Genomic DNA, 21,134 nt, shown 5'->3' with positions numbered 1-21,134 from the left:
TCACTGGGCCGTGACGAGCACCGAGAAGGTGGCCGCACGGCTGCCGTTGGGGCTCAGCGTGGCCGAGAGCCCACCCACCGCCCCTGCCGGGACGGCGCCACCGGAGTCGCCGAGCAGCGCGGAGATCCGACCGCCACCGGCACCCTCCGAGCTGGCGCGCTGCTCCAGTCCCGAGACGGTGATCGCCGTCGTGTCGCTGGACTTCACGGCGAAGTAGCTCAGCAGCCACGTGGGACCGCCCGGCGAGGTGAGACCCGGGCTCGCGAACGTCGTCACCGGGCCCGTCGCCGCGGAGCCGGCCGCGCTCACGACCGCGGCACCGTCACCGTTCGAGCGGTAGACGGCGAGCGAGAGGTCCGCCTTCACAGTGCCGCTCGTCGTCACGGTCACGGTCCCGCCGACGTCGGCGGCCGTCGCCGTGCGAGTCCAGGCCCGCGCGGCGATCCCGTCGGCGTCACCGACGGCGAGCGGCTCCCAGCCAGCGGGGTCCGCAGCCGTGCTCGTGCTCGAGTTGCCCGTGAAGAACAGGACCAACGTGTCCCCGACCTCGGTGCCCGAGGGGACCGCGAGCGGGTGCGAGGTGCGGTTGCCGTTGGTGCTCGAGGCACCGACGAACGCCAGCGCCGTCCGAGCCACGACCACGTCATGCTCCGTCGACGCGGTGGCGCCGTCGGAGTCGGTCACCGTGAGTGTGACGGCGTAGGTCCCGCCGTCGGTGAACTCGTGCGTCACGCTCTTGCCGGTCGCCGACGCGCCCGCCTCGAAGCTCCACTCGTACGACGCGATCGTGCCGTCGGGGTCGCTGGACTCCGCACCGTCGAAGGTGCAGGTCAGCTCGTCGCAGCTCGTGGTGAACGCGGCGACCGGCGCCTCGTTCACACGGGTGACCTGGACCTGCTTGGTGGTGCTGGTCGCGGTGCCCTTGCGGTTGGTGACCGTCAGGGTGACGTCGTAGGTGCCCGACGCCGCGTAGCGGTGGTCGGCCGTCGCGCCCGTGCCCGACGTCCCGTCGCCGAAGTCCCAGGCGTAGGACTCGATCACCGACGACGGCGCGGTCGAATCGGTGGCGTCGAGCGCGCAGTCGAGGCTGGTGCACGACGACGTGAACTCCGCGGTCGGCGGGAGCGGGACCCCGTCACCGTCGGCGTCCTGGAACAGGAACATCGACCGGACGCTCGACCACGACTGACCGTCCGTGAACGGCGAGGAGAGCGTGGTCGCCGTGCCGGCCACGGGAGCGCCGGCGATCGGACCGCGCTGCCAGTCGATCTGCTTGAGCTCGCTGAGGCTCGTCGTGAAGACCAGCTTGTCGCCGCCGAGGACCATCGAACGGACACCCGAGAAGCTGATGCCCGAGACGCCCGTGCTCGCGGTGAGCCGCTTCGCCCCGACGACTCCGCTCTCCGGAGTGAAGTAGCGGTAGAAGAGGCTCGAGGAGCCGCTGCGCGTGTAGTACAGGCGCCCCTCGTCGAAGAACATGCCCGTCGCCGTCGCCGCGTCGGAGTCCCAGTCCGACAGGTTGGTCAGGAGGTCGGCCGTGTTGACCTGCTCCACGGGACCGTACGTCGAGCCGTCGAAGGTGCGTCGACTGAAGCTGCCGTCGGACCACGCGGCGTAGAGGTAGCCGTTCACCATGAAGGCGCCGCGGGCGGAGTTCCAGTTGATCCCGCCCGACGGGGCGGACTGCGCAGCGGACGGCTTCGCGCCGGTGAAGGGACGCTTGGTGAGGCTCCCGTTCGTGTTCGCCAGGTAGAGGTCGTTCGGCAGCTGGGGCGTCGTGACCTTGTCGACCGGGGTGCCCCCGGCCAGCGGCATCAGCGCGATCCGGCCGTGGTACTCGTACGCACCGATCCGGTCGGTGTCAGAACCCACCCACAGGCCCTGGTCGTTGACGAGGAAGTCGAAGACACCCACACCACGGGTCCGGGTCGGGTTCCACGTGCGCGGCAGACCGTTGACGGGGTCGAGAGCCGCGATGCCGGGCCGCGAGACCGCGCCCTGCCCCGCGCGGTCACCCGAGAAGGGGTTGTTCTGCCAGCGCGCATGACCGCCGGTGTAGACGGCGGCGTCGGTGATCTCCACGGCGTACGTGGTGTCGCCGCCCGTGGACGCGATCCACGACGGCTGGAGGTTGGTGCCGACCCGGTCCTTCTCGAACCGCGCGGTGGTGTCGCAGGGGGCGTTCTGGCCGCCGTACGCGCCCGTCGTGGAGATGACGAAGAACGAGCCGTCCGGCGAGAAGTCGAGGTCTCGCATGTAGGAGTCGAAGGACTGCGAGCACGCCTGCGTGTAGAAATTTGTGTGGAAGCCCGAGACGGCGGACTGGGACCCGGAGACGTCCAGCATGACGATCTGGTGGTTGGCCGCGCCGTCCACCGTCGCGAAGTTGCCGATCGCGACCAGACGCGTGGCCTGCGGGTCGACGTCGATCTTCTGGACCCCGGTGAAGCCGCTGTTGTGCACGCCCTCGAACGCGTTCGCGACGAACGGGTCGAAGGCGCCCGTCTCGGGGTCGAGAGTGGCCAGGGCGGGCTGCCGCTTGCCCTGGATGTGGGTGAACATCCCCGCGACGTACAACCGACCGCCGGCAAGGCGCAGGTCCTTGACCACGCCGGTCGGCGAGCCGCCGTCGAACCCGGGCACCACAGAGCCGTCCGACACCCGGATGCGCGCGAGGTTCTTCGCGGGCTGGCCGGCGATCGTCGTGAAGGAGCCGCCCACGTAGACGGACTCGCCGTCCCCGGCCGGCAGCACGACGTTGACGGACCCGTCGGTCTCCGGGGTGAACGTCGTGCTGAGCTTGCCCGTCGCCGCTTCGAAGGCCAGCAGATCGACGCGCGGCACCACGGTCTCCGAGGGGTCGTTGCGTCGGTCGTCGCGTGCCTGCGTGAACTCGCCGCCGAGGACGATCTGGTCACCGACCTGGACGATCGAGTTGACCCGGCCGTCGAGGACGTGCGGGGTCCAGTTCACCGGGTCGTCGCTGACGACGGTGCCCACCGTCGACGGAGCCGCGTTCACGGAGGGCGACATCGCCGCGAGCCCTCCCACGGTCAGCGCGGCTGCGGCGCCTGCCGCGATCAGTGCCTTCTTCACGAGATTCTCTTTCGGGTCTGCCGTGCCGGTTGCAGCGGCTGGGGAAGTCTAGGGACAGGCGACGAAGGGAGATCCGGGGATTTCACGATCCCGCGCCGCCCGGCTCGCAGAGACGGCTCAATGAGCGCCGTCACCTCGGATGACCGCGCGTGCGGTCTTCGCGGCGATCGCCAGATCGCTGCGAAGCGTCCAGTTGTCGACGTAGTCGATGTCGAGGCGGACCGAGTCCTGCCAGCTGAGGTTGGACCGGCCCGACACCTGCCAGAGACCGGTCATCCCGGGCCTGACCTGGAGGCGGTGCCGGATCCAGTCGTCGTACGTCTCGACCTCCTGCGGCAGCCCCGGTCGCGGTCCGATCAAGGACATCTCGCCGCGGATGACGTTGAAGAGCTGCGGCAGCTCGTCGAGCGAGGTCTTGCGGAGGAACCGCCCGACGCGGGTCACCCGCGGGTCCTCGCGCAGCTTGAACAGCGGACCCGCCCCCTCGTTGAGCTTCAGGAGGGCGTCGAGCTGCTCCTCGGCATCGACCACCATCGTCCGGAACTTGATCATCTTGAAGGGCTGCCCGCACAGTCCGGTGCGCACCTGACGGAAGAGCACCGGGCCCGGCGAGGTGACTTTGATGGCCACCGCCGCGGCGAGGAAGACGGGCGACAGGAGGACGAGGAGCACCGCGGCGCCGGCCCAGTCGATGACGCCCTTCAGCCACAGCGCCAGCGCGGGGCGCCGGGGAGGGCGCACCGACAGCATCAGGCGCCGGCCGAGGACGCGCGGCTGCACCCGCCTGGGCATCGCGCCGTGGACCTCCGTCGCCACGGTGAGCTCGACCAGGGAGTGGTCGAGCGCCCAGTTGAGCCGACGGACGTCGTACGCGCTCAGGTGAGGCCCCGGCGCGACGACGACCTCGTCGACGCCGAGCGCGTCCGCAGCCGCCCGGACGTCGCTGAGCAGACCTACCACCGGGACGCCGCCGAGCTGCGAGGGCAGCGCGCCGTCGTCACCGACGAGGCAGATGCCCTTCATCTCGATGTCGGAGCGCTCGCCCCACTGCGCGATGAAGTGGCCGACCCCGGTGCGGTCTCCGACCAGAAGGGTCGACCTCGGCGCCGCGACGAAGTAGCGCAGGAGGACGGCACCGGCGCTCAAGGCTGCTGCGGTGAGGATGAGCGACATGCTGACCCGGGCGGTGGCCGGGCGAATGATTTCTGTAACGGTCAGCGCCAGGACGACGATGGACCCAGAGACGACGAGGTGTCGTGCGGGGCGCAGCGAGCGCGTCCGCTCGTACGCCGGGATCGTGAAGAACTCCACAACGAGGGTGCCGGCGATCGCCGCGACGACCAGCCACACGTACCCGCCCACGAACGGGGCACGCACGGCCGCGACGAGAGCAGCCCCGAGGGTCGACAGCAGGAAGGCCAGTGCCGCCATCCGTGAGCGGTTGCGCATCTTGCGCACGAGCCGGCTCTCGGACTCGGCACGAGCACTGCGTGCGCCGACACGAAGGCGTGCGGCGCGCGAGAGATCGATCTCGGTCAAGTGTTCCACCCCGTTGGACTCAAACCCCGAGGCACGAGTGAATCAGATGGATGGAGCAGCTCGTGGCGGATTGTCGAGAACAGTGGGCATGATCGGTGGCTCGGCACTGTGATCTCTGTCTCGCTCAGCTGTTGAACTCGCGTTGGGCGACCTCGAGGCCCGCGGTGAGCAGGCGTTCGACCGCGTCGGCTGCCGTCTCCACGACGAGCGGGAGCTCCTTGCGCTCGGTGCTCGAGAACGGCTTGAGCACGTAGTCGGCAGGGCTCTGGCGTCCGGGCGGACGACCGATGCCGACCCGCACCTTGTAGTAGTCGCCGGTGCCGAGCGACGCGCGGATCGACTTCAGGCCGTTGTGCCCGTTGTCCCCGCCGCCGAACTTCACGCGCATCGTCTCGTAGGGCAGGTCGAGCTCGTCGTAGACGACCACCAGCTGCTCAGGCGGCACCTTGTAGAAGGTGCACAGCGCGCGCACGCCGCCTCCGCTCTCGTTCATGTACGACCGCGAGCGGCCCAAGACGACACGGACGCCGGGAACGCCGCCGAGGCGGCCTTCCACGACGTCCGTGCGCGTGGGCTTGTGCGACTTCCAGCGACCCCCGACCCGCTCAGCGAGTCGATCGGTCACGGCATAGCCGATGTTGTGACGCGTCTGGGCGTAGGACGGCCCCGGGTTGCCGAGGCCGACGACCAGCCACGGTGAGTCCGTCACCGCCATGCTCTCCCGTCGGCGTCAGAGCGTCACTCGGACTCGGGAGCAGCCTCGGCCTCAGCCTCAGCCGCCTCGACCTCGGCCTGAGACTCGTCGCGCTCGATGCCGGCCTCGGCCTCGGCGCTCTCGAGCTCGGCCTCGACCTGCTCGGCGGTCGGCGCGGCGACGACGTTGACGATGAGCGTCTCGGGGTCGATCGCCAGCGACGAGCCCTTGGCGAGCTCGAGGTCGGACGCGTGGATCTGCGCACCGGCGTCCAGGCCCTCGACGGAGATCTCGATGACCTCGGGGAGGTGGGTGGCCTCGGCCTCGATCGGCACGGTGGCGTTCTCGGTGACGACCATGGCGCCGCCGATGACTTCGCCGACGACATTGATCGGGACGTCGACGGTGACCTTCTCGCCCTTGCGGACGACGAGGAGGTCGGCGTGCTCGATGAAGCCCTTGATCGGGTCGCGCTGGACCTGCTTGGGCAGCGCCAGCTGGGCGTCGCCGTCGACGTCGACCGACAGCAGCGCGTTCGGCTGCTTGAGGGCGAGCATCAGGTCGTGGCCCGGCAGCGTGATGTGGATCGGGTCGATGCCGTGCCCGTAGAGGACCGCGGGAACCTTGTTCTCGCGGCGGATACGACGAGCGGCGCCCTTGCCGAACTCGGTACGCGTCTCAGCCTGGATCTTGATCTCGGACACGGCGGTGTTGCTCCTCTGGAACTCGCGGGTGGTGAACTACGATCGCGTTGCACCCGGCGACGGTGGTCTTTCGGACGGCCGCATCGCGCAGGCTGTCCGCGACACCTTGTCCCAGACACCAAGTCGATCACGGCTGACGGAAAGCCAACCCTCGCCGAGGCAACTTCCCCATCCTACAAGGCGCGGGTGAGCCCTGTCGAAACGGGTTGCAAAGGAAAGGCTCAGGCCTTCCCGTCGAACAGGCTGGTGACGGAGCCGTCCTCGAAGACCTCGCGGATGGCCCGTGCCAGCAGCGGCGCGATCGACAGCTCGGTCAGCTTGTCGAAGCGCTTCTCGTCGGGCAGCGGCAGGGTGTTGGTGATGATGACCTCGGCGGACGAGCACTTCTCGAGGCGCTCGATCGCGGGACCGGAGAACACCGCATGCGTCGCGGCGATGACGACGTCGGCCGCTCCGGCCTCCATCAGCGCCTCGCAGGCCTGGACGATCGTGCCGCCGGTGTCGATGAGGTCGTCGACGAGGATGCAGGTCCGCCCCTGGACCTCACCGACGACGCGGTTGGCGACGCTCGCGTTCGGCCGGTCGATGTCGCGGGTCTTGTGGATGAACGCCAGCGGGACACCACCCAGCTTCTCGGCCCAGTTCTCGGCGACCTTGATGCGGCCGGCGTCCGGCGAGACGACCGCGAGGCGGCGGTCGCCGTAGCGCTCCAGCACGTAGTCGGTGAGGATCGGCATCGCCATGAGGTGGTCGACGGGACCGTCGAAGAACCCCTGGATCTGCGCGGTGTGCAGGTCCACGGTCATGAGCCGGTCGGCGCCGGCGGTCAAGAAGAGGTCCGCCATGAGACGGGCCGAGATGGGCTCGCGCCCGCGGTGCTTCTTGTCCTGGCGGGCGTAGCCGTAGAACGGCTGGATGACGGTGATGCGCTTCGCCGAGGCGCGCTTGAGCGCGTCGACCATGAGCAGCTGCTCCATGATCGCCTCGTTGATCGGCGCGGCGTGGCTCTGGATCACGAACGCGTCTGAGCCGCGCACCGACTCCTGGTAGCGCACGTAGATCTCGCCGTTCGCGAAGTCGTAGACGGAGGTCGGGACCAGTGCGGTTCCGACCTCCTTGGCGACCTCTTCGGCGAGCGCGGGGTGGCAACGTCCGGAGAAGAGCATGAGGTTCTTCTCGGTGGTGCGCTTGATACCGGTCACGGGGAGTTCTCCTGGCCGTCGTCGCTGTCGTGACCCGCGAGGGCGCGCGCGGCGGCCTCGGCGGACGGGGTGCCCGGACGCTTCCGCGCGACCCACCCTTCCATGGTGCGCTGTGATCCAGCCGACACCGCGAGCGCCCCCGGCGGAACGTCCTCGCGGATGGTCGCACCTGCACCGGTGAACGCGCCGTCGCCGACGCTCACCGGCGCCACGAAGGTGTTGTTCGACGAGGTGCGGGCGTGGGCGCCGATCCTCGTGCGGTTCTTGTTGACGCCGTCGTAGTTCGCGAAGATCGTCCCCGCTCCCACGTTGGCGCCCTCGGCGATGTCGCCGTCGCCGACGTACGACAGGTGCGGCACCTTGGCGCCGGCCCCGAGACGGGTGTTCTTCGCCTCGACGAAGGCGCCGAGCTTGCCGCCCGGACCGACCGTCGTGCCGGGGCGCAGGTAGGTGAACGGCCCGATCGTCGCGTCGGCATCGATCACCGACAGGGAGCCGTGGGTGCGGACCACGCTCGCGCGGTCGCCGATCTCCATGTCGGTGAGGGTGCAGTCGGGCCCGATCACGGCGTCCTCGCCGATCGTCGTCGCGCCGAGGATCTGGGTGCCCGGCAGGACGGTGGTGTCGGCACCGATCGAGACGTCGGCGTCGATCCAGGTGGTGGCCGGGTCGACGACGGTGACCCCGGCCAGCATGTGGCGCTCGACGATGCGGCGGTTTGCCTCGGCGGCCATCCGGGCCAGCTGGACACGGGTGTTCACGCCCTCGGTCTGGACGGCGTCGTCGATCTCGTACGCGCCGACCGGGCGCGACTCGGCGACCGCGATGCCGATGAGGTCGGTCAGGTAGTACTCGCCCTGCGCGTTGTCGTTGCCCACCTGACGAAGCGCGTCACGTGCCCAGACGGCGTCGAAGGCGAGGATGCCGGAGTTGATCTCGTGGATCGCACGCTGCGCGGGGGTCGCGTCCTTCTCCTCGACGACCGCCGCGACGGTGCCGTCGTCGTTGCGGACGACGCGGCCGTAGCCGGTCGGGTCGTCGACGCGGGCGGTGAGGACCGACAGCGTGCGCCCGTGGGAACGGTGGTCGTCGAGGAAGGCCTCGAGCGTCTCCGGCTCGAGCAGCGGCACGTCGCCGTACACGACGACGATCGTGCCGGCGAGGCCGTCACCGAGCGCGGCGAGCCCGATGGAGACGGCGTGCCCGGTGCCGAGCTGCTCGTCCTGGACGGCCTGGAGCACGTCGGGGTCGATCTGTGCCAGGTGCTCGGCGACCTGCTCGCGCTGGTTGCCGACGACCGCGACGACATGGTCGGGCGCGACGCCGCGGGCGGCGTGCAACGCATGCCCGAGGAGCGACCGCCCGGCAAGCGGGTGGAGCACCTTCATCGTCTTCGACCGCATGCGGGTGCCCCCGCCTGCAGCGAGCACGATCACGCTGATCGGAGCCTGTTCGCTCACGCGTTCCTCTCCACCGACGTCGCTGGGCGGATGAGCTCCCCGGGTAGGAGTCGAACCTACGTCGCTTGATCCGCATTCAAAGTGCGGCGGGCCCTGCCGACAGACCAACCGGGGATCATCCGCACCCAGCGTACGGAACACGCGCACTGGCGCACACATCGGCTCGCGGCCGTCCTTGCGCGCGGGGCGATTGCGCGGAGCGGTTGCCGGGTACCGGTGCAGCGGGAAGACTGAACCTACGGGAGCGTAGGTAGGCTTCCCCGAACTTGCTTCCCAGCACCGAGGAGACTTCGATGTCCGCAGGACTCGAGACGCCGATCCGCAACGAGGCAGGCCACGGCGCCGAAGGAACCCCGCCGGGCCGCGTCGAGCAGCTCACCCTCGGCGTCTTCGTCGCCGTCCCCTTCCTCGCGCTGCTGGCGGCCGTCCCCGTCGCGTGGGGCGGCTGGCTCGGGCCGGTCGACCTCGTCCTTCTCGCCGTCTTCTACCTGATCGGCTCGCTGGGCGTCACCGTCGGCATGCACCGACTCTTCACGCACAAGTCGTTCAAGCCGAACCGCCCGCTCAAGATCGCCCTCGGCGTCGCCGCGAGCCTGGCCATCCAGGGCCCGATCACCCGCTGGGTCGCCGACCACCGCAAGCACCACAAGTTCTCCGACCGCGAGGGCGACCCGCACTCGCCCTGGCGCTACGGCGAGACCGTGCCGGCACTGACCAAGGGATTCGCCTACGCGCACCTCGGCTGGATGTTCAACGCCGAGCAGACGCCGCAGCGCCAGTACGCCCCTGATCTCCTCAAGGACCGCGACATCGTGCGGCTGTCGCGACAGTTCCCGCTGTGGGTGCTCGTGTCGCTGGCCGCGCCGGCGGTGATCGGCGGACTCGTCACCTGGTCGTGGCAGGGTGCGGTGACGGCGTTCTTCTGGGGGTCGCTCGTCCGGGTCTTCCTGGTTCACCACGTGACCTGGTCGATCAACTCCATCTGCCACACGATGGGCGAGTCGCCGTTCAAGTCGCGTGACCGCTCCGGCAACGTGTGGTGGCTCGCGATCCCCTCGATGGGCGAGTCGTGGCACAACCTTCACCACGCCGACCCGACCTGCGCGCGGCACGGGGTGCTGCGCGGTCAGGTCGACATCTCGGCCCGTCTCATCTGGCTCTTCGAGAAGGCCGGATGGGTCCGCGACGTCCGCTGGCCGGTCGCGTCGCGGATCGAGGCCAAGCGCGTCGCGGCCTGAGCGCCGCGTCAGCGGATCCCGGCGTCCCGCTTCGTCTTGTGGGTGCCGAGGTCTGCCTCGGCGATCCCGGCCACGAGTCCGGAGATGGCGCCGAAGATGGCCAGAGCCGTGCCGACGGACTCCCACGGGTAGCTGTTGAGGGCCCCGTTTCGGACGAGCACGAGCATGACCAGACCGGAGCCGACGAACGCGACCACCACGGCGACGACGAGACCCCACTTCGCGATCTTGCTGAGATGCATGCGACCTCCTCAGGGACGGGCGTGCCCCTCCACCGTCCGCCCGGGGCCGGAGAAGCGCAAGCGGGCGCCCCGGCCGGCAGATGCGGCGAGGGCCTCCGCGATCATGGAGGGAGGCCGGGCGCGGTGCTTCCACCATCGCGCCCGGCCCCGTCACTGGAGGGAGGCTCGGGCCGTCAGTCCGGGCAGGAGTTGCGGTAGTCCGACAGCGAGAGCGAGCTCGGCGCCGGGCAGAGGAACTGCGAGTAGCGCAGGTCCGAGTCGACGTACCGCTTGAGCCAGGTGACCATCAGCCGCCCCTGCCAGTCGGGGTTCGTGTTGGCGGCCAGGTGCCCTTCTCCCCGCAGCTCGCCGTACGCACGCTCGGGCGCGTTCGTCAGGCTGTTGTAGAACGGGATCGAGTGCGACGAGTTCGGCGCGATGGTGTCGGTCTGCGCCCCGATGATCATCGTCGGCACGCGGACGCCGGGCCAGCTCTTGGTCGTGTGCCACGGCTGCAGCGCGACCGCCGCCTTCAGGCTGGAGCGTGAGCTGGCGGCGGCCAGCGTGCCCCCGCCACCCATCGAGTGACCCGACACGGCCAGCCGCGAGGCGTCCACCCGCGACCGCACGGAGCTGCGCTGGGTCAGGTAGTCGAGCGCCGCCAGGATCTGCCGGCCGCGGCTGTCGGGCTGGTCGAGCGTCGTGTTGGTGTCGATGGCGAAGACCACGAAGCCGTGCGAGGCGACGCGCCGGGCGACGCCGGCGTACGCGCTCGAGGTGGCGGTGAAACCCGGGGCGAGGACGACGCCGCCGAACGTCCCGTCCGAGGTGGTCGACGGGTAGTAGATCGTCCCGCCCCCGAAACCGCTCACGAGCAGGCTCGACACCGAGGTCGTGCTGACGCTGTACGAGCCGTTGCCGAGGACGCTGGACGACGTCGGGGCCGGTCCCCGCTCGTACGGGTTCTCGGCGCCGACGGCGGTCGGTGCCGCGACCCCGACGAGCGGGAGGGTCACGGTCGCGACGAGCGCCGCGAGACGGACCACGAGCTGTTTGTACATCTCGTTCTCCTCTTCGATCAGCGGCCCGAGAACGCCCCCAGCTGGTCCGGAAGCCCGCGAAGTGAACGGGACGTTAACGACTCGATGACAATGAGGGCAAGAGCGCCACAGAACTTCCTTTTCCTGCTATGAATCCCGATAACTAAGCGCTTGCTTACCTGTTTTCCGCGCCATATCCTCCGCGGCGGCGGCGCACCACCGGATGCTGGGATTCCGGGGATCGGCGCCGGACGACGCCGACGACGCCCGAAGCGTCGCGTGCGGCAGAATGCCGAGAATGGCCAAGAACAGCGATCCGGCACCCAAGCGGAGCAGCAAGCGGATGACCGCCGCCGAGCGGCGCGAGCAGCTCATCGAGATCGCCCGGACGCTCTTCGCGGAGAAGGGGGTCGACGGCACCACCGTCGAGGAGATCGCCTCGCGCGCCTCGGTGTCCAAGCCCGTGGTCTACGAGCACTTCGGCGGCAAGGAAGGGCTCTACGCCGTGGTGGTCGACCGCGAGGTCCAGACCCTCCTCGGCGGCATGCGCTCCGCACTCAGCAGCGGCGGGCCCCGCGAGCTCCTCCAGGGCGCGGCGTTCGCGCTGCTCACCTACATCGAGACCAGCTCGGACGGGTTCCGGATCCTCGTCCGCGACGCCCCCGTCGGCACGCCGACCGGCTCGTACGTCAGCATCATCAGCGACATCGCGAGCCGGGTGGAGGACATCCTCGTCGGCGAGTTCAAGAGGCGCGGGTACGACGCCAAGCTCGCGCCCATGTACGCACAGATGCTCGTCGGCATGGTCTCCACGACCGGACAGTGGTGGCTGAACGCGCGCAAGCCGAGCAAGGACGTCGTCGCCGCCCACCTCGTCAACCTCGCCTGGAACGGCCTCTCCCACCTCGACACCAAGCCCGAGCTGCTCCCCCGCAAGGACGAGAGCTAGCGCCGCTTCGCGACGACAAAGCTCCTCGGGAACGGCAGCACCGTCCCGTACGACCGCGTCGGGTACGCCTCGCGCAGCGCCGCCTTGTACTCCGCCTCGAAGTCCTCACGAAGACCCGGCGGCAACGCCTCGAGCACCGGACGTGCGCCGGTGCCGGAGATCCACCGGTAGACGGGGTCCTCCCCCTCCAGCACGTGGTAGTACGTCGTCCCCCACACGTCGAGGTCCCACGCGTCGTCGGCCAGGAGGTCGAGGTACGTCGCGGGCGAGACGCTGCGCGTCAGCGCGAGGCCCGCGGTGTGCTTCGCGTACGGCGCCCGGCCAGCGATCTCGCGGAGCAGCACGTGGTTGGGCTCGTGGTGGTTGTCGGGCACCTGGAACGCCAGCACCCCCTCCGGCGCGACGTGGTCGCGCAGGCGCGGCACGACCTCGAGCTGGTCCGGCACCCACTGGAAGGCCGCGTTCGAGATCACCAGGTCCACCGGCACCGGCGGCGCCCACGTCGCGAGGTCGCCCAGCGCGTACGAGACCTGCGGCCCCGCCGCGTCACGCCGGGCCTGCGCAACCATCTCCGGCGAGGAGTCGACGCCGAGCACCGTCGCATCCGGCCACCGGTCGAGGAGCACCGCACTCAGGTGGCCGGGGCCGCAGCCGAGGTCGACGATCGTGCGCGGGTGCGTGAGGATGCGCATCACAAGATCGATGAACGGCCGCGCACGCTCCGACTCGTACGCGAGGTAGAGACGTGGGTCCCAGCGCGCCGTCACCCGGCCTCCTCAGTCAGGCCCATGACGTCGGCCCGCAGCGCAGCGGGATCGTCGCAGACCGCCGAGAGGACGGACGTGGTCCTCGGATCGTCGACGGCGAGCACGCCCGCGAGGAGCTGCGCAGCGCCGACCTCGCGACCCGGACCCACGACCGTCACGAGCAGCGCGTGCTCGAGGACCGCCTTGCTCGGCCGGGTGAAGCGGAGGTGGCCGCGACCACGCCGCGCCCGCTCGAGCGCACCCTCGCCGAAGGTCGCCTCGGCCCGCTCGCGGACCGCCTCAAGGTCGACCCCGAGGCTCGCGAGCGCGTCGACGTCGAGGGCGCTGTCACCGGTCCGTGCGATCTGGGCCCGCACCGCGTCGTACGTGACGCCGTGCCGCGCGAGGACGCCGCTGGTGCGCTCCTGCTTCGCCAGGGCCCCCAGCACGTGCACCGGCTCGATGCGCCCGTCCCCCACCGCGTGTGCCTCGTGCTGGGCGTCACCGACGACCGCCCGGGCCGCGCGCGTGAACTTCTCGAACATCTCAGCCCTTCCCCTGTCGTGCGTTCTCGCCGTGCTTCTTGTGCGCCGCCTGCCGGCTCACACCGAGCGCGTCGGCGACCTGCTGCCACGACCAGCCCAGCGAGCGTGCCCGCTCGACCTGGAGCCGCTCGAGCCGGTCCGCCAGCTCGCGCAGCGCGCGCACGGCACGCAGCCCGACCTCGGGGTCGTCGCCGGTGGCTTCCTTCAGGTCCATGTCGTCAACCGTAGTTGACGGAAGGGAGGTCGTCAACCCATGTTGACGAAGCAAGCATCTCGATGTCGAGAATCTCGACGGTACGCTGAAGACATGCGAGACGAGGTCGACCGACTGGTCGCAGCCTGGCGCCGGGAGCGCCCGGACCTCGACGTCGACCCCATGGAGGTGCTGAGCCGCGTCTCTCGGCTCTCGCGTCACCTCGACCTGGCGCGACGCGAGGCCTTCGCCGACCAGAACCTCGACGGGTGGGAGTTCGACGTCCTCTCCGCGCTGCGGCGCGCCGGCGAGCCCTACCAGCTCTCCCCAGGTCAGCTGCTGCGCGAGACCCTGGTCACGAGCGGGACGATGACCAACCGCATCGACCGGCTGGCGGCGCGCGGGTTCGTGGAGCGGCTGCCCGACCCCCTGGACCGCCGGGGCGTCCAGGTGCGGCTGAGCGACGAAGGGCGCGCCACCGTCGACGCCGCCCTCGACGCGCTCCTCGCACGTGAACGCGAGCTCCTCGCCTCGCTCGGCGACGACGACGCCCGCCGGCTCGCGAGCCTCCTCCGCGGGCTGCTGCTTCCGTTCGACGCCCCGTCCTGACCCTTCAGGACGGGGCGTCGACGTCGCGTCGGCGGGTCAGCGCCGCTGCTGCAGCCGGCTCGGCCACCAGATCCGCGAGCCGATGTCGTACGACAGTGCCGGCACGAGCAGCGACCGGACGATCAGCGTGTCGAGCAGGACGCCGAAAGCGACGAGGAAGGCGATCTGCGCGAGGAACAGGATCGGCAGCACGGCGAGCGCGGAGAACGTCGCCGCGAGGACGATGCCGGCCGACGTGATGACCCCGCCGGTGACGACGAGTCCGTGCAGGATCCCCTCACGCGTCCCCCGCTGGGCAGACTCCTCCCGCACCCGCGTCATGAGGAAGATGTTGTAGTCGATCCCCAGGGCGACGAGGAACACGAACGCGTACAACGGCACCGAGGGGTCTGCGCCCGGCCAGTCGAAGATGTGGTTGAAGACCAGCGCGGCGACGCCCAGCGTCGCGAAGAAGCTGAGCACCGTCGTAGCCACCAGCAGGACGGGAGCCAGGACCGAGCGCAGGAGGACGATCAGCACCAGCAGGATGACGATCAGCACCACCGGGATGATGACCGTACGGTCGCGCTCGGCGATGTCGTCACCGTCGATCTGCTGAGCCGTCGCGCCGCCCACCAGCACGTCGTCGCCGAGGTCGTGCAGCTCGGTACGGAGGTCGCGGACAGTGTCCTCCGCCGCAGCGGAGTCGGCCGCGTCCTCGAGCGTGACCTCGACCATCACCTTGCCGTCGACCACCTTCGGCGGTGCGTCCTGGCCCGGCGCGGGCGCGTCACCGGATTCGGTCATGGGCTGCGCCGAGGCGACGCCGTCGGTGTCCTCGACCACCCGGACGACCTGATCGAGGTCAGACTCGGGCGCGATGACGACGGCGGGAGATCCGGAGCCACCGGGGAAGTGCCGCGACAGGGCTTCCTGGCCCGCGACCGCCTCAACCTCACCGAGGAAGAAGTCGCTCTGCGAGACTCCCGACGCCTTGAAGGTCGGGGCGAACGCCGCACCCAGGACGAGGACCAACGTCACGACGACCCAGAGGCGACGCGGACGGCGACGGACCAGGCCCGCGACCCGGCCCCACACGCCGGACTCCTCCGGCTTCTCCGTGCCGACGTGGGGGCGGAAAGGCCAGAACGCGGTGCGACCGAGCAGGAGGAGCACGGCGGGGAGGAAGGTCAGCGAGGCGCACATCGCCGCAGCGATCCCCAGCGCGGCCACCGGCCCCAGGCTGCGGTTGGACGTGAGGTCGGAGAGCAGGAGACACAGAAGGCCCAGGATCACCGTGCCGCCGGAGGCGAGGATCGGCTTGAAGGCGCGCTTCCACGCGATCTTCATCGCCTCGACGCGGTCGGCGTGAGCACGCAGCTCCTCGCGGTAGCGGGCCACGAGGAGCAGGGCGTAGTCGGTGGCGGCACCGACCACGAGGATGAACATGATGCCCTGGCTCTGGCCGTTCAGGTCGAGGACGCCACCGTCGGCCAGCAGGTAGACGACGAACGCGGCCAGGCCGAGCCCGAGGACGGACGTCAGCAGGACGGCGAACGGCAGCAGCGGACTCCGGTAGACGATCAGGAGGATCACCAGCACCACGGCGAGCGCGACACCGAGGAGAAGCCCGTCGATACCCCCGAACGCCTCGCCGAGGTCGGCGGAGAAGCCGCCGGGCCCGGTGACGTACGGGGTCAGTCCGTCGACCGGCTCCACCGCGTCGCGGATGTCCTCGACGACGGTCTCGACCTCGCCCTCGTACTTCGGCGAGATCTTGACGTAGCCGGCGAGCGCCTCACCGTCCTCCGAGGGCACCGGCGGACTGACGGGCCGCTCGACGCCCTCGACCTTCGACACCGCGTCCAGCTGCTGGGCGACCGCCGCACGGCCCTGCTCTGTCGCCGGCTCGTCGGACTCCCAGACGATGACGACGGGGACGCTGTCCGGGCTGAACCCTTCCTGGAGCTTCGCCACCTCCGTCGACTCCGCGCTGTCGGGCAGGAAGGCGGCGTTGTCGTTCTCGGAGACCTCGGAGAGCTTGCCGGCGAACGGGCCGGCGGCCCCACCCACCACGAGCCAGACGAGGACGACGGCGATGGGGAGCACCCACCACCAGCGGCGTCGGGGGGAACGATCGGTGGAACCCTGAGACACGCTCACTCCATTTAGGTAGAAAATCTATCCTTCTCGGTGGTCCTCAACCTAGCACGTCGGCAATGTCGAGCCAGGAGGCCTCCAGCTCCTCTCGCTCGTGGTGGATCGCCGACAACCGCTCCTGCAGCGCGGAGAGCGCGGCGACGTCGGTGGCGTTGGCCAGCATCTCCGCCTCGATCTCGGCGCTCTGCTCGGACAGCCGCGCGAGCCGCCGGTCGAGACGCGCCAGCTCCTTCTGGGCTGCGCGCTCCTCGGCGCCCGACAGGGTCGGCTGCCCGACTGCGGCCGGCGGCGCCGTCGTTGCGGTGACCGTCGCGGCCGTCGCGGCCGTCGGACGCGTACGGGCCGCGAGGTCGCGCGGCCGGTACGCCTCGATCCCGCCGACCAGCATCCGCACCGAGCCGTCGCCTGGCAGCTCGTACACGGTGTCCGTGACGCGCTCGAGGAAGTACCGGTCGTGCGAGACCACCACGAGGGTCCCCGGCCAGCGGTCGAGGTAGTCCTCGATGACCGTCAGGGTGTCGATGTCGAGGTCGTTCGTCGGCTCGTCGAGAAGGAGCACGTTCGGCTCGGAGAGCAGCAGGCGCATCACCTGGAGCCGACGACGCTCGCCTCCCGACAGGTCGCCGATGCGGGCGGTCAGGAGGTCGCCGGTGAACCCGAAGCCCTCCAGCAGCGACGTCGCGCGCAGCTCGGGTCCCCTCACGGAGTCGAGGACGCGTTCGGCAGGATCGAGCTCGTCGAGCGCCTGAGAGAGGTAGGCCACCGAGATCGTCTTGCCCCGCTTGACCGTGCCACCGTCGGGCTCCAGGGTGCCGGCCAGGAGCCGCATGATCGAGGTCTTGCCCGTGCCGTTCGGCCCGACCAGCCCGATACGGTCCCCTGGCCCGAGCCGCCAGGTCGCGTGGTCGAGGATCGTGGCGGTCCCGCGGGTCAGGCTCACGTCCTCCAGGTCGAGCACGTCCTTGCCGAGCCTCTGCGTCGCGAACCGCTCCAGCTCGAGCCGGTCCCGCGGCGGGGGTTCGTCGGCGATGAGCGCGTTGGCGGCGTCGATGCGGAACTTCGGCTTCGAGGTGCGCGCCGGCGGGCCACGGCGCAGCCAGGCCAGCTCTTTGCGGACGAGGTTGCGACGCCGGCTCTCGCTGGCCGCCGCCTGCCGGTCGCGCTCGGCCCGGGCCAGCACGTACGCCGCGTAGCCGCCGTCGTACTGGTCGACGACGCCGTCGTGCACCTCCCACGTCCGCGTCGCGACCTCGTCGAGGAACCAGCGGTCGTGCGTGACGACGACGATGGCGCACTCGCGGTTGCGCAGGTGGCGGGCGAGCCACGCGATCGCGTCGATGTCGAGGTGGTTGGTGGGCTCGTCGAGGACGAGGAGGTCGTGCTGGCCGAGGAGCAGCCGCGCGAGCGAGGCGCGCCGGCGCTCGCCTCCCGACATGCCCTCGACGACGCGGTCCAGCGGCACGCCCGCGAGCAGCACCGTGACGATCTCGCGGGTGTCGGCGTCGGAGGCCCACTCGTGGTCGGCCTTGCCGCCGAGCACCGCCTCGCGAAGCGTGTGTGCCTCGTGGAGCTCGTCGGTCTGGTTGAGGTAGCCGACCTCGAGCCCGCGTACGTGGGTGACCCGTCCGGCGTCCACCGGCTCGATCCGGGAGAGCACACGCAGCAGCGTCGTCTTGCCACCGCCGTTGCGCCCGACGATGCCGATCCGGTCGGACGCGCCGACACCGAGGCTCACCCCGTCGAGGAGCGTGCGGGTGCCGTGGGTCTTCTCGACCCCGTCGAGGTTCACCAGGTTCTGAGGCGGAGTCACCCTGCCAAGCCTACGAGGCCCCCGTACGCGCGCGAGCGCGCCGGGGCGCTCAGATCAGGTGCGCGCCGGGATGCGGGCCCGTCGCCTGGACGGCATCGACGCACACGCCCTCGGCGAGCAGCCTACGGGCGAGCTCGGCGGAGTGGTCGGCGTCCTCGGCCAGGACCATCACCGTCGGCCCCGAGCCGGACACCAGCGCCCCGAGCGCGCCCGCCTGCTCGGCGACCGCGAACACGTCCTGGAGCTCCGGACGCAGGGCGAGCGCGACGGGCTGGAGGTCGTTCGAGAGGGCCGCCCCGACCCCGGCGGCGTCGCCGGCCGCGAGTGCCGTCAGCAACGCCGGCGGCACCTCCGGCATCGGGGGCGGGTCGTCCGCGTGCCGCACGTCGTAGCCGGCGTACACCGCCGCCGTCGACAGCCCGCGGTCGGCGATCGCGAAGACCCAGTGGAACCGACCCCGTACGAGCACGGGGCTGACCTCTTCGCCACGGCCCCCGCCGAGCGCGGTGCCGCCGTGGAGCAGGAACGGGACGTCCGAACCCAGGCCTGCGGCGATCTCCTCCAGCTGGAGCCGGGTCGCCCCGGTCCCCCACAGCGCGTCGCAGGCGACGAGCGCGGCGGCAGCGTCCGCCGAACCCCCGGCCATCCCGCCCATCACCGGGATCACCTTGCGGATCGACAGCGCGACGCCGGCCTTCACGTCGAAGGCGTCACGCAGCGCGAGCGCTGCCTTGACGGCCAGGTTGTTGTCGTCGGTCGGGACGGGAGCCTGCTCGCGGAGGCCGTCCCCGCCGAAGTGCACCTCGACGGTCACGGAGTCGTCCTCGACCTCGGTGGCTCGCACCTCGTCGCAGAGGTCGACGGCCTGGTAGACGGTCGCGAGCGGGTGATAGCCGTCGCCGCGCAGAGGGCCTACTCCCAGCGAGAGGTTGATCTTTGCCGGCACCCGGACGGTCGTCGTACGCACCGCAACAAACTACCGGGAGGCCACGACGTCGTCGCCGAGCGCACGGGTGATCGCGACGAACGCGTCCAGGTCGAGCTGCTCGCCCCGGGCCTGGGGCGAGACCCCGGCGGCGACCAGCGCCGCCTCCGCACGGTCCGCACCGCCGGCGATCGACGAGAGCGCGGCCCGCAGCGTCTTGCGGCGCTGGGCGAACGCGGCATCGATGACCGCGAAGGTGCGTGCGCGGTCGGCGTCGGCCGGCGGCTCGCGCCGCGTCCACGCCACGAGGCCGGAGTCGACGTTGGGTGCCGGCCAGAAGACCGTACGTCCGACGCGGCCCGCAGGCCGTACGTCGGCGTACCAGCCGGCCTTCAGGCTCGGCACGCCGTAGACCTTCGAGCCCGGGCCCGCCGTCAGCCGGTCGGCGACCTCCGCCTGGACCATGACGAGACCGCGCTCGATCGTCGGCACGTGCTCGAAGAGGTGCAGCAGGACCGGCACGGAGACGTTGTACGGCAGGTTCGCCACGACGGCGGTCGGATCCGGGCCTGGGAGCTCACGCACCTGCATGGCGTCGGCATGGACGACGTCGACGTCGCCGGCGCGCTCCGGGGCGTACGCCGCGATCGTCGCCGGCAACGCCTCCGCGAGACGGCCGTCGACCTCGACGGCGACCACGTGGCGCACCTGCTCCAGCAGAGCCAGGGTCAGCGACCCGAGCCCCGGCCCGACCTCGAGCACGACGTCGTCGGGGCCGACCTCGGCCGCGCGGACGATCCGCCGGACGGTGTTGGCGTCGATGACGAAGTTCTGACCGCGCTTCTTGGTCGGGACGACGTCGAGCTCCTCGGCGAGCGTACGGACGTCACCGGGGCCGAGGAGCCTCACTGAGCCGCTCAGCGGGGAAGACCCAGCTTGGCTGCGCAGTGCGGCCACGAGCCGTAGCTGCCGCCGTTGGCGTCACGCAGCTTGGTGGCGACGGCGATCTGCTGTTCGCGGGTGTTCTCGTGCGGGTAGCCCTTGCCGCCGTACGCGCGCCACGTGCCGAGGTTGAACTGCAGGCCGCCGTAGTAGCCGTTGCCGGTGTTGATGCTCCAGTTGCCACCGGACTCGCACTGGGCGAGGCGGTCCCAGACCGAGCCGTCACCCGGATCGATCGACGGCGTGTCGGGCTTGGTGCCGTGGCGCTCGACCTGCGCGCGGGCCGGGACGAGGACCTCGGTCTTGATCGCCTTGCGCGAGCGGATCTTGCCGTCGGCGCGGACGATCTCGTACGTGACCCGCGCGGAGCCCTTCTTGCCCTTGCGGACGACCTTGGTCTCGCCGGCCGCCATGGAGTCGTCCTCGCGAACCTTGGTCTCGAAGTCGACGTCCTCGGTCTTGGTGCGCACGACCTTCGCGATGCGCACGACGCGCACCCGCATGCCCGCGGTCAGCGGCGTCGACCGCTTCGGAGTGACCTCGTCGTGCTCCCCGAGCGTGATGCCGAGCCCGTCGAGCGCCTCGCGCACGGTGTCGCCCGCGGCGAAGACCGTACGGCGGTTGCCGTCGGCGATGAGGCGGATCTTGTGCGGGCTGGTGATGGTCAGCGTCAAGCCGTCACGCGGGACGGTGGCGCTGCGGCTCGTGGAGAGCTCGGCGGCGGCGTGCGGGCGGATGCCCAGCTGCTCGAGCGCCTCGTCGACGCGCAGGGCGGTCGTCCAGTACGTCTTGGCCTCACCGTCGACGGTGAGGAGGAGCTGGCGGGCGTAGCGGACCGCGACCTTCGTGCCGTCCTTGATGCTCGACCCCACCGACGGCGCGACCACGTCACGCTCGCCGACGTCGATCCCCTCGGCCTCGAGGACGTCGCCGACGGTGCCGCCGAACGTCCGGACCTGGGTCTCCTTGCCGTCCACGCTCAAGGTGACGGTCTTGTTGAGCACGGTGAACGCCAGGACACCGGCGACGATCGCGGCGACGATGACAGCGCTCACCGTGGTAACTGCGAGACGGGTACGCAC

The 21,134-nt window shown here is 70.6% G+C and carries 19 protein-coding genes and 1 tRNA gene; 3 read left to right on the top strand and 17 right to left on the bottom strand.

Going from position 1 to position 21,134, the window contains the following annotated elements:
• The 7 genes from NYZ95_RS03035 to NYZ95_RS03005 form a co-directional block, all read right to left on the bottom strand.
• Nucleotides 1-3,096 (bottom strand): PKD domain-containing protein, encoded by a 3,096-nt coding sequence (locus tag NYZ95_RS03035; RefSeq protein ID WP_262848541.1) that lies wholly within the window; start codon nt 3,094-3,096, stop codon nt 1-3.
• Between the two features lie 117 nt (nt 3,097-3,213).
• Complete coding sequence (locus NYZ95_RS03030) at nt 3,214-4,635, bottom strand: sugar transferase (RefSeq protein WP_262848540.1); 1,422 nt, start codon at nt 4,633-4,635, stop codon at nt 3,214-3,216.
• Nucleotides 4,636-4,759: 124 nt separating this feature from the next.
• Complete coding sequence (gene pth, locus NYZ95_RS03025; RefSeq protein ID WP_262848538.1) at nt 4,760-5,350, bottom strand: aminoacyl-tRNA hydrolase; 591 nt, start codon at nt 5,348-5,350, stop codon at nt 4,760-4,762.
• A gap of 23 nt (nt 5,351-5,373) precedes the next feature.
• Nucleotides 5,374-6,033, bottom strand: coding sequence for a 50S ribosomal protein L25/general stress protein Ctc (locus NYZ95_RS03020; protein ID WP_262848537.1), 660 nt, complete (start codon nt 6,031-6,033; stop codon nt 5,374-5,376).
• Nucleotides 6,034-6,254: 221 nt separating this feature from the next.
• Nucleotides 6,255-7,235 carry a ribose-phosphate diphosphokinase gene (locus NYZ95_RS03015; protein ID WP_262848536.1) on the bottom strand — a complete coding sequence of 327 codons (981 nt, stop codon included), beginning with the start codon at nt 7,233-7,235 and terminating at the stop codon, nt 6,255-6,257.
• Entirely contained in the window at nt 7,232-8,695 is a 1,464-nt protein-coding gene (gene glmU, locus NYZ95_RS03010) for a bifunctional UDP-N-acetylglucosamine diphosphorylase/glucosamine-1-phosphate N-acetyltransferase GlmU (protein ID WP_262848534.1), read from the bottom strand. Before glmU ends, NYZ95_RS03015 begins: the two co-directional genes overlap by 4 nt.
• 35 nt (nt 8,696-8,730) lie before the next feature.
• Nucleotides 8,731-8,810: transfer RNA gene (locus tag NYZ95_RS03005), tRNA-Gln, on the bottom strand.
• A gap of 178 nt (nt 8,811-8,988) precedes the next feature.
• Between NYZ95_RS03005 and NYZ95_RS03000 the strand changes: the two genes are divergently transcribed.
• Nucleotides 8,989-9,933 (top strand): acyl-CoA desaturase, encoded by a 945-nt coding sequence (locus NYZ95_RS03000; RefSeq protein ID WP_262848532.1) that lies wholly within the window; start codon nt 8,989-8,991, stop codon nt 9,931-9,933.
• Nucleotides 9,934-9,941: 8 nt separating this feature from the next.
• Here NYZ95_RS03000 and NYZ95_RS02995 read toward each other — a convergent pair whose 3' ends face one another.
• The gene (locus tag NYZ95_RS02995; RefSeq protein WP_262848530.1) at nt 9,942-10,175 is read right to left on the bottom strand and encodes a hypothetical protein; all 234 of its coding nucleotides are present in this window, start codon (nt 10,173-10,175) and stop codon (nt 9,942-9,944) included.
• 173 nt (nt 10,176-10,348) lie between these two features.
• On the bottom strand, nt 10,349-11,215 hold the full coding sequence (locus NYZ95_RS02990; RefSeq protein ID WP_262848528.1) for a dienelactone hydrolase family protein: 867 nt from the start codon (nt 11,213-11,215) through the stop codon (nt 10,349-10,351).
• A gap of 277 nt (nt 11,216-11,492) precedes the next feature.
• Between NYZ95_RS02990 and NYZ95_RS02985 the strand changes: the two genes are divergently transcribed.
• Complete coding sequence (locus NYZ95_RS02985; protein ID WP_262848526.1) at nt 11,493-12,143, top strand: TetR/AcrR family transcriptional regulator; 651 nt, start codon at nt 11,493-11,495, stop codon at nt 12,141-12,143.
• Here NYZ95_RS02985 and NYZ95_RS02980 read toward each other — a convergent pair.
• Genes NYZ95_RS02980 through NYZ95_RS02970 form a run of 3 tightly spaced genes read right to left on the bottom strand, consistent with a single transcriptional unit; the run spans nt 12,140 to nt 13,648 of the window.
• Nucleotides 12,140-12,910, bottom strand: a complete 771-nt coding sequence (locus NYZ95_RS02980) for a methyltransferase domain-containing protein (RefSeq protein WP_262848524.1) — start codon at nt 12,908-12,910, stop codon at nt 12,140-12,142. The two genes, NYZ95_RS02985 and NYZ95_RS02980, sit on opposite strands and share 4 nt — an antisense overlap.
• Entirely contained in the window at nt 12,907-13,434 is a 528-nt protein-coding gene (locus NYZ95_RS02975) for a Clp protease N-terminal domain-containing protein (protein ID WP_262848522.1), read from the bottom strand. Before NYZ95_RS02975 ends, NYZ95_RS02980 begins: the two co-directional genes overlap by 4 nt.
• Before the next feature lies 1 nt (nt 13,435).
• The gene (locus tag NYZ95_RS02970; RefSeq protein ID WP_262848520.1) at nt 13,436-13,648 is read right to left on the bottom strand and encodes an RNA polymerase subunit sigma-70; all 213 of its coding nucleotides are present in this window, start codon (nt 13,646-13,648) and stop codon (nt 13,436-13,438) included.
• 93 nt (nt 13,649-13,741) lie between these two features.
• Between NYZ95_RS02970 and NYZ95_RS02965 the strand changes: the two genes are divergently transcribed.
• Nucleotides 13,742-14,236, top strand: coding sequence for a MarR family winged helix-turn-helix transcriptional regulator (locus NYZ95_RS02965; protein WP_262848518.1), 495 nt, complete (start codon nt 13,742-13,744; stop codon nt 14,234-14,236).
• Nucleotides 14,237-14,272: 36 nt separating this feature from the next.
• Here NYZ95_RS02965 and NYZ95_RS02960 read toward each other — a convergent pair whose 3' ends face one another.
• The 5 genes from NYZ95_RS02960 to NYZ95_RS02935 are packed head-to-tail and all read right to left on the bottom strand — an operon-like array spanning nt 14,273 to nt 21,134.
• Nucleotides 14,273-16,372: an MMPL family transporter gene (locus NYZ95_RS02960; RefSeq protein WP_262848516.1), complete on the bottom strand. Its 2,100-nt coding sequence runs from the start codon at nt 16,370-16,372 to the stop codon at nt 14,273-14,275.
• A 43-nt stretch (nt 16,373-16,415) separates the two neighbouring features.
• Nucleotides 16,416-18,185, bottom strand: coding sequence for an ABC-F family ATP-binding cassette domain-containing protein (locus NYZ95_RS02955; RefSeq protein ID WP_262848514.1), 1,770 nt, complete (start codon nt 18,183-18,185; stop codon nt 16,416-16,418).
• Between the two features lie 49 nt (nt 18,186-18,234).
• Nucleotides 18,235-19,152 (bottom strand): 4-(cytidine 5'-diphospho)-2-C-methyl-D-erythritol kinase, encoded by a 918-nt coding sequence (locus NYZ95_RS02950; protein ID WP_262848512.1) that lies wholly within the window; start codon nt 19,150-19,152, stop codon nt 18,235-18,237.
• A 9-nt stretch (nt 19,153-19,161) separates the two neighbouring features.
• Complete coding sequence (gene rsmA / locus NYZ95_RS02945; RefSeq protein WP_262848510.1) at nt 19,162-20,019, bottom strand: 16S rRNA (adenine(1518)-N(6)/adenine(1519)-N(6))-dimethyltransferase RsmA; 858 nt, start codon at nt 20,017-20,019, stop codon at nt 19,162-19,164.
• Nucleotides 20,020-20,027: 8 nt separating this feature from the next.
• Complete coding sequence (locus NYZ95_RS02935) at nt 20,028-21,134, bottom strand: resuscitation-promoting factor (RefSeq protein ID WP_308212215.1); 1,107 nt, start codon at nt 21,132-21,134, stop codon at nt 20,028-20,030.

The sequence above is a fragment of the Mumia quercus genome, from assembly GCF_025506335.1.
Taxonomy (GTDB): domain Bacteria; phylum Actinomycetota; class Actinomycetes; order Propionibacteriales; family Nocardioidaceae; genus Mumia; species Mumia quercus.
Note: the sequence above shows the minus strand (reverse complement) of the source record. Positions and strands in the feature narration are given on the sequence as shown.

Excerpts from the sequence above, each read along its gene's own strand:
- NYZ95_RS02990 (WP_262848528.1), bottom strand. The coding sequence starts at position 11,215 with ATGTACAAACAGCTCGTGGTCCGTCTCGCGGCGCTCGTCGCGACCGTG.
- NYZ95_RS02995 (WP_262848530.1), bottom strand. The coding sequence starts at position 10,175 with ATGCATCTCAGCAAGATCGCGAAGTGGGGTCTCGTCGTCGCCGTGGTG.
- NYZ95_RS02985 (WP_262848526.1), top strand. The coding sequence starts at position 11,493 with ATGGCCAAGAACAGCGATCCGGCACCCAAGCGGAGCAGCAAGCGGATG.
- NYZ95_RS02970 (WP_262848520.1), bottom strand. The coding sequence starts at position 13,648 with ATGGACCTGAAGGAAGCCACCGGCGACGACCCCGAGGTCGGGCTGCGT.
- pth (WP_262848538.1), bottom strand. The coding sequence starts at position 5,350 with ATGGCGGTGACGGACTCACCGTGGCTGGTCGTCGGCCTCGGCAACCCG.
- NYZ95_RS02965 (WP_262848518.1), top strand. The coding sequence starts at position 13,742 with ATGCGAGACGAGGTCGACCGACTGGTCGCAGCCTGGCGCCGGGAGCGC.
- NYZ95_RS02975 (WP_262848522.1), bottom strand. The coding sequence starts at position 13,434 with ATGTTCGAGAAGTTCACGCGCGCGGCCCGGGCGGTCGTCGGTGACGCC.
- NYZ95_RS03000 (WP_262848532.1), top strand. The coding sequence starts at position 8,989 with ATGTCCGCAGGACTCGAGACGCCGATCCGCAACGAGGCAGGCCACGGC.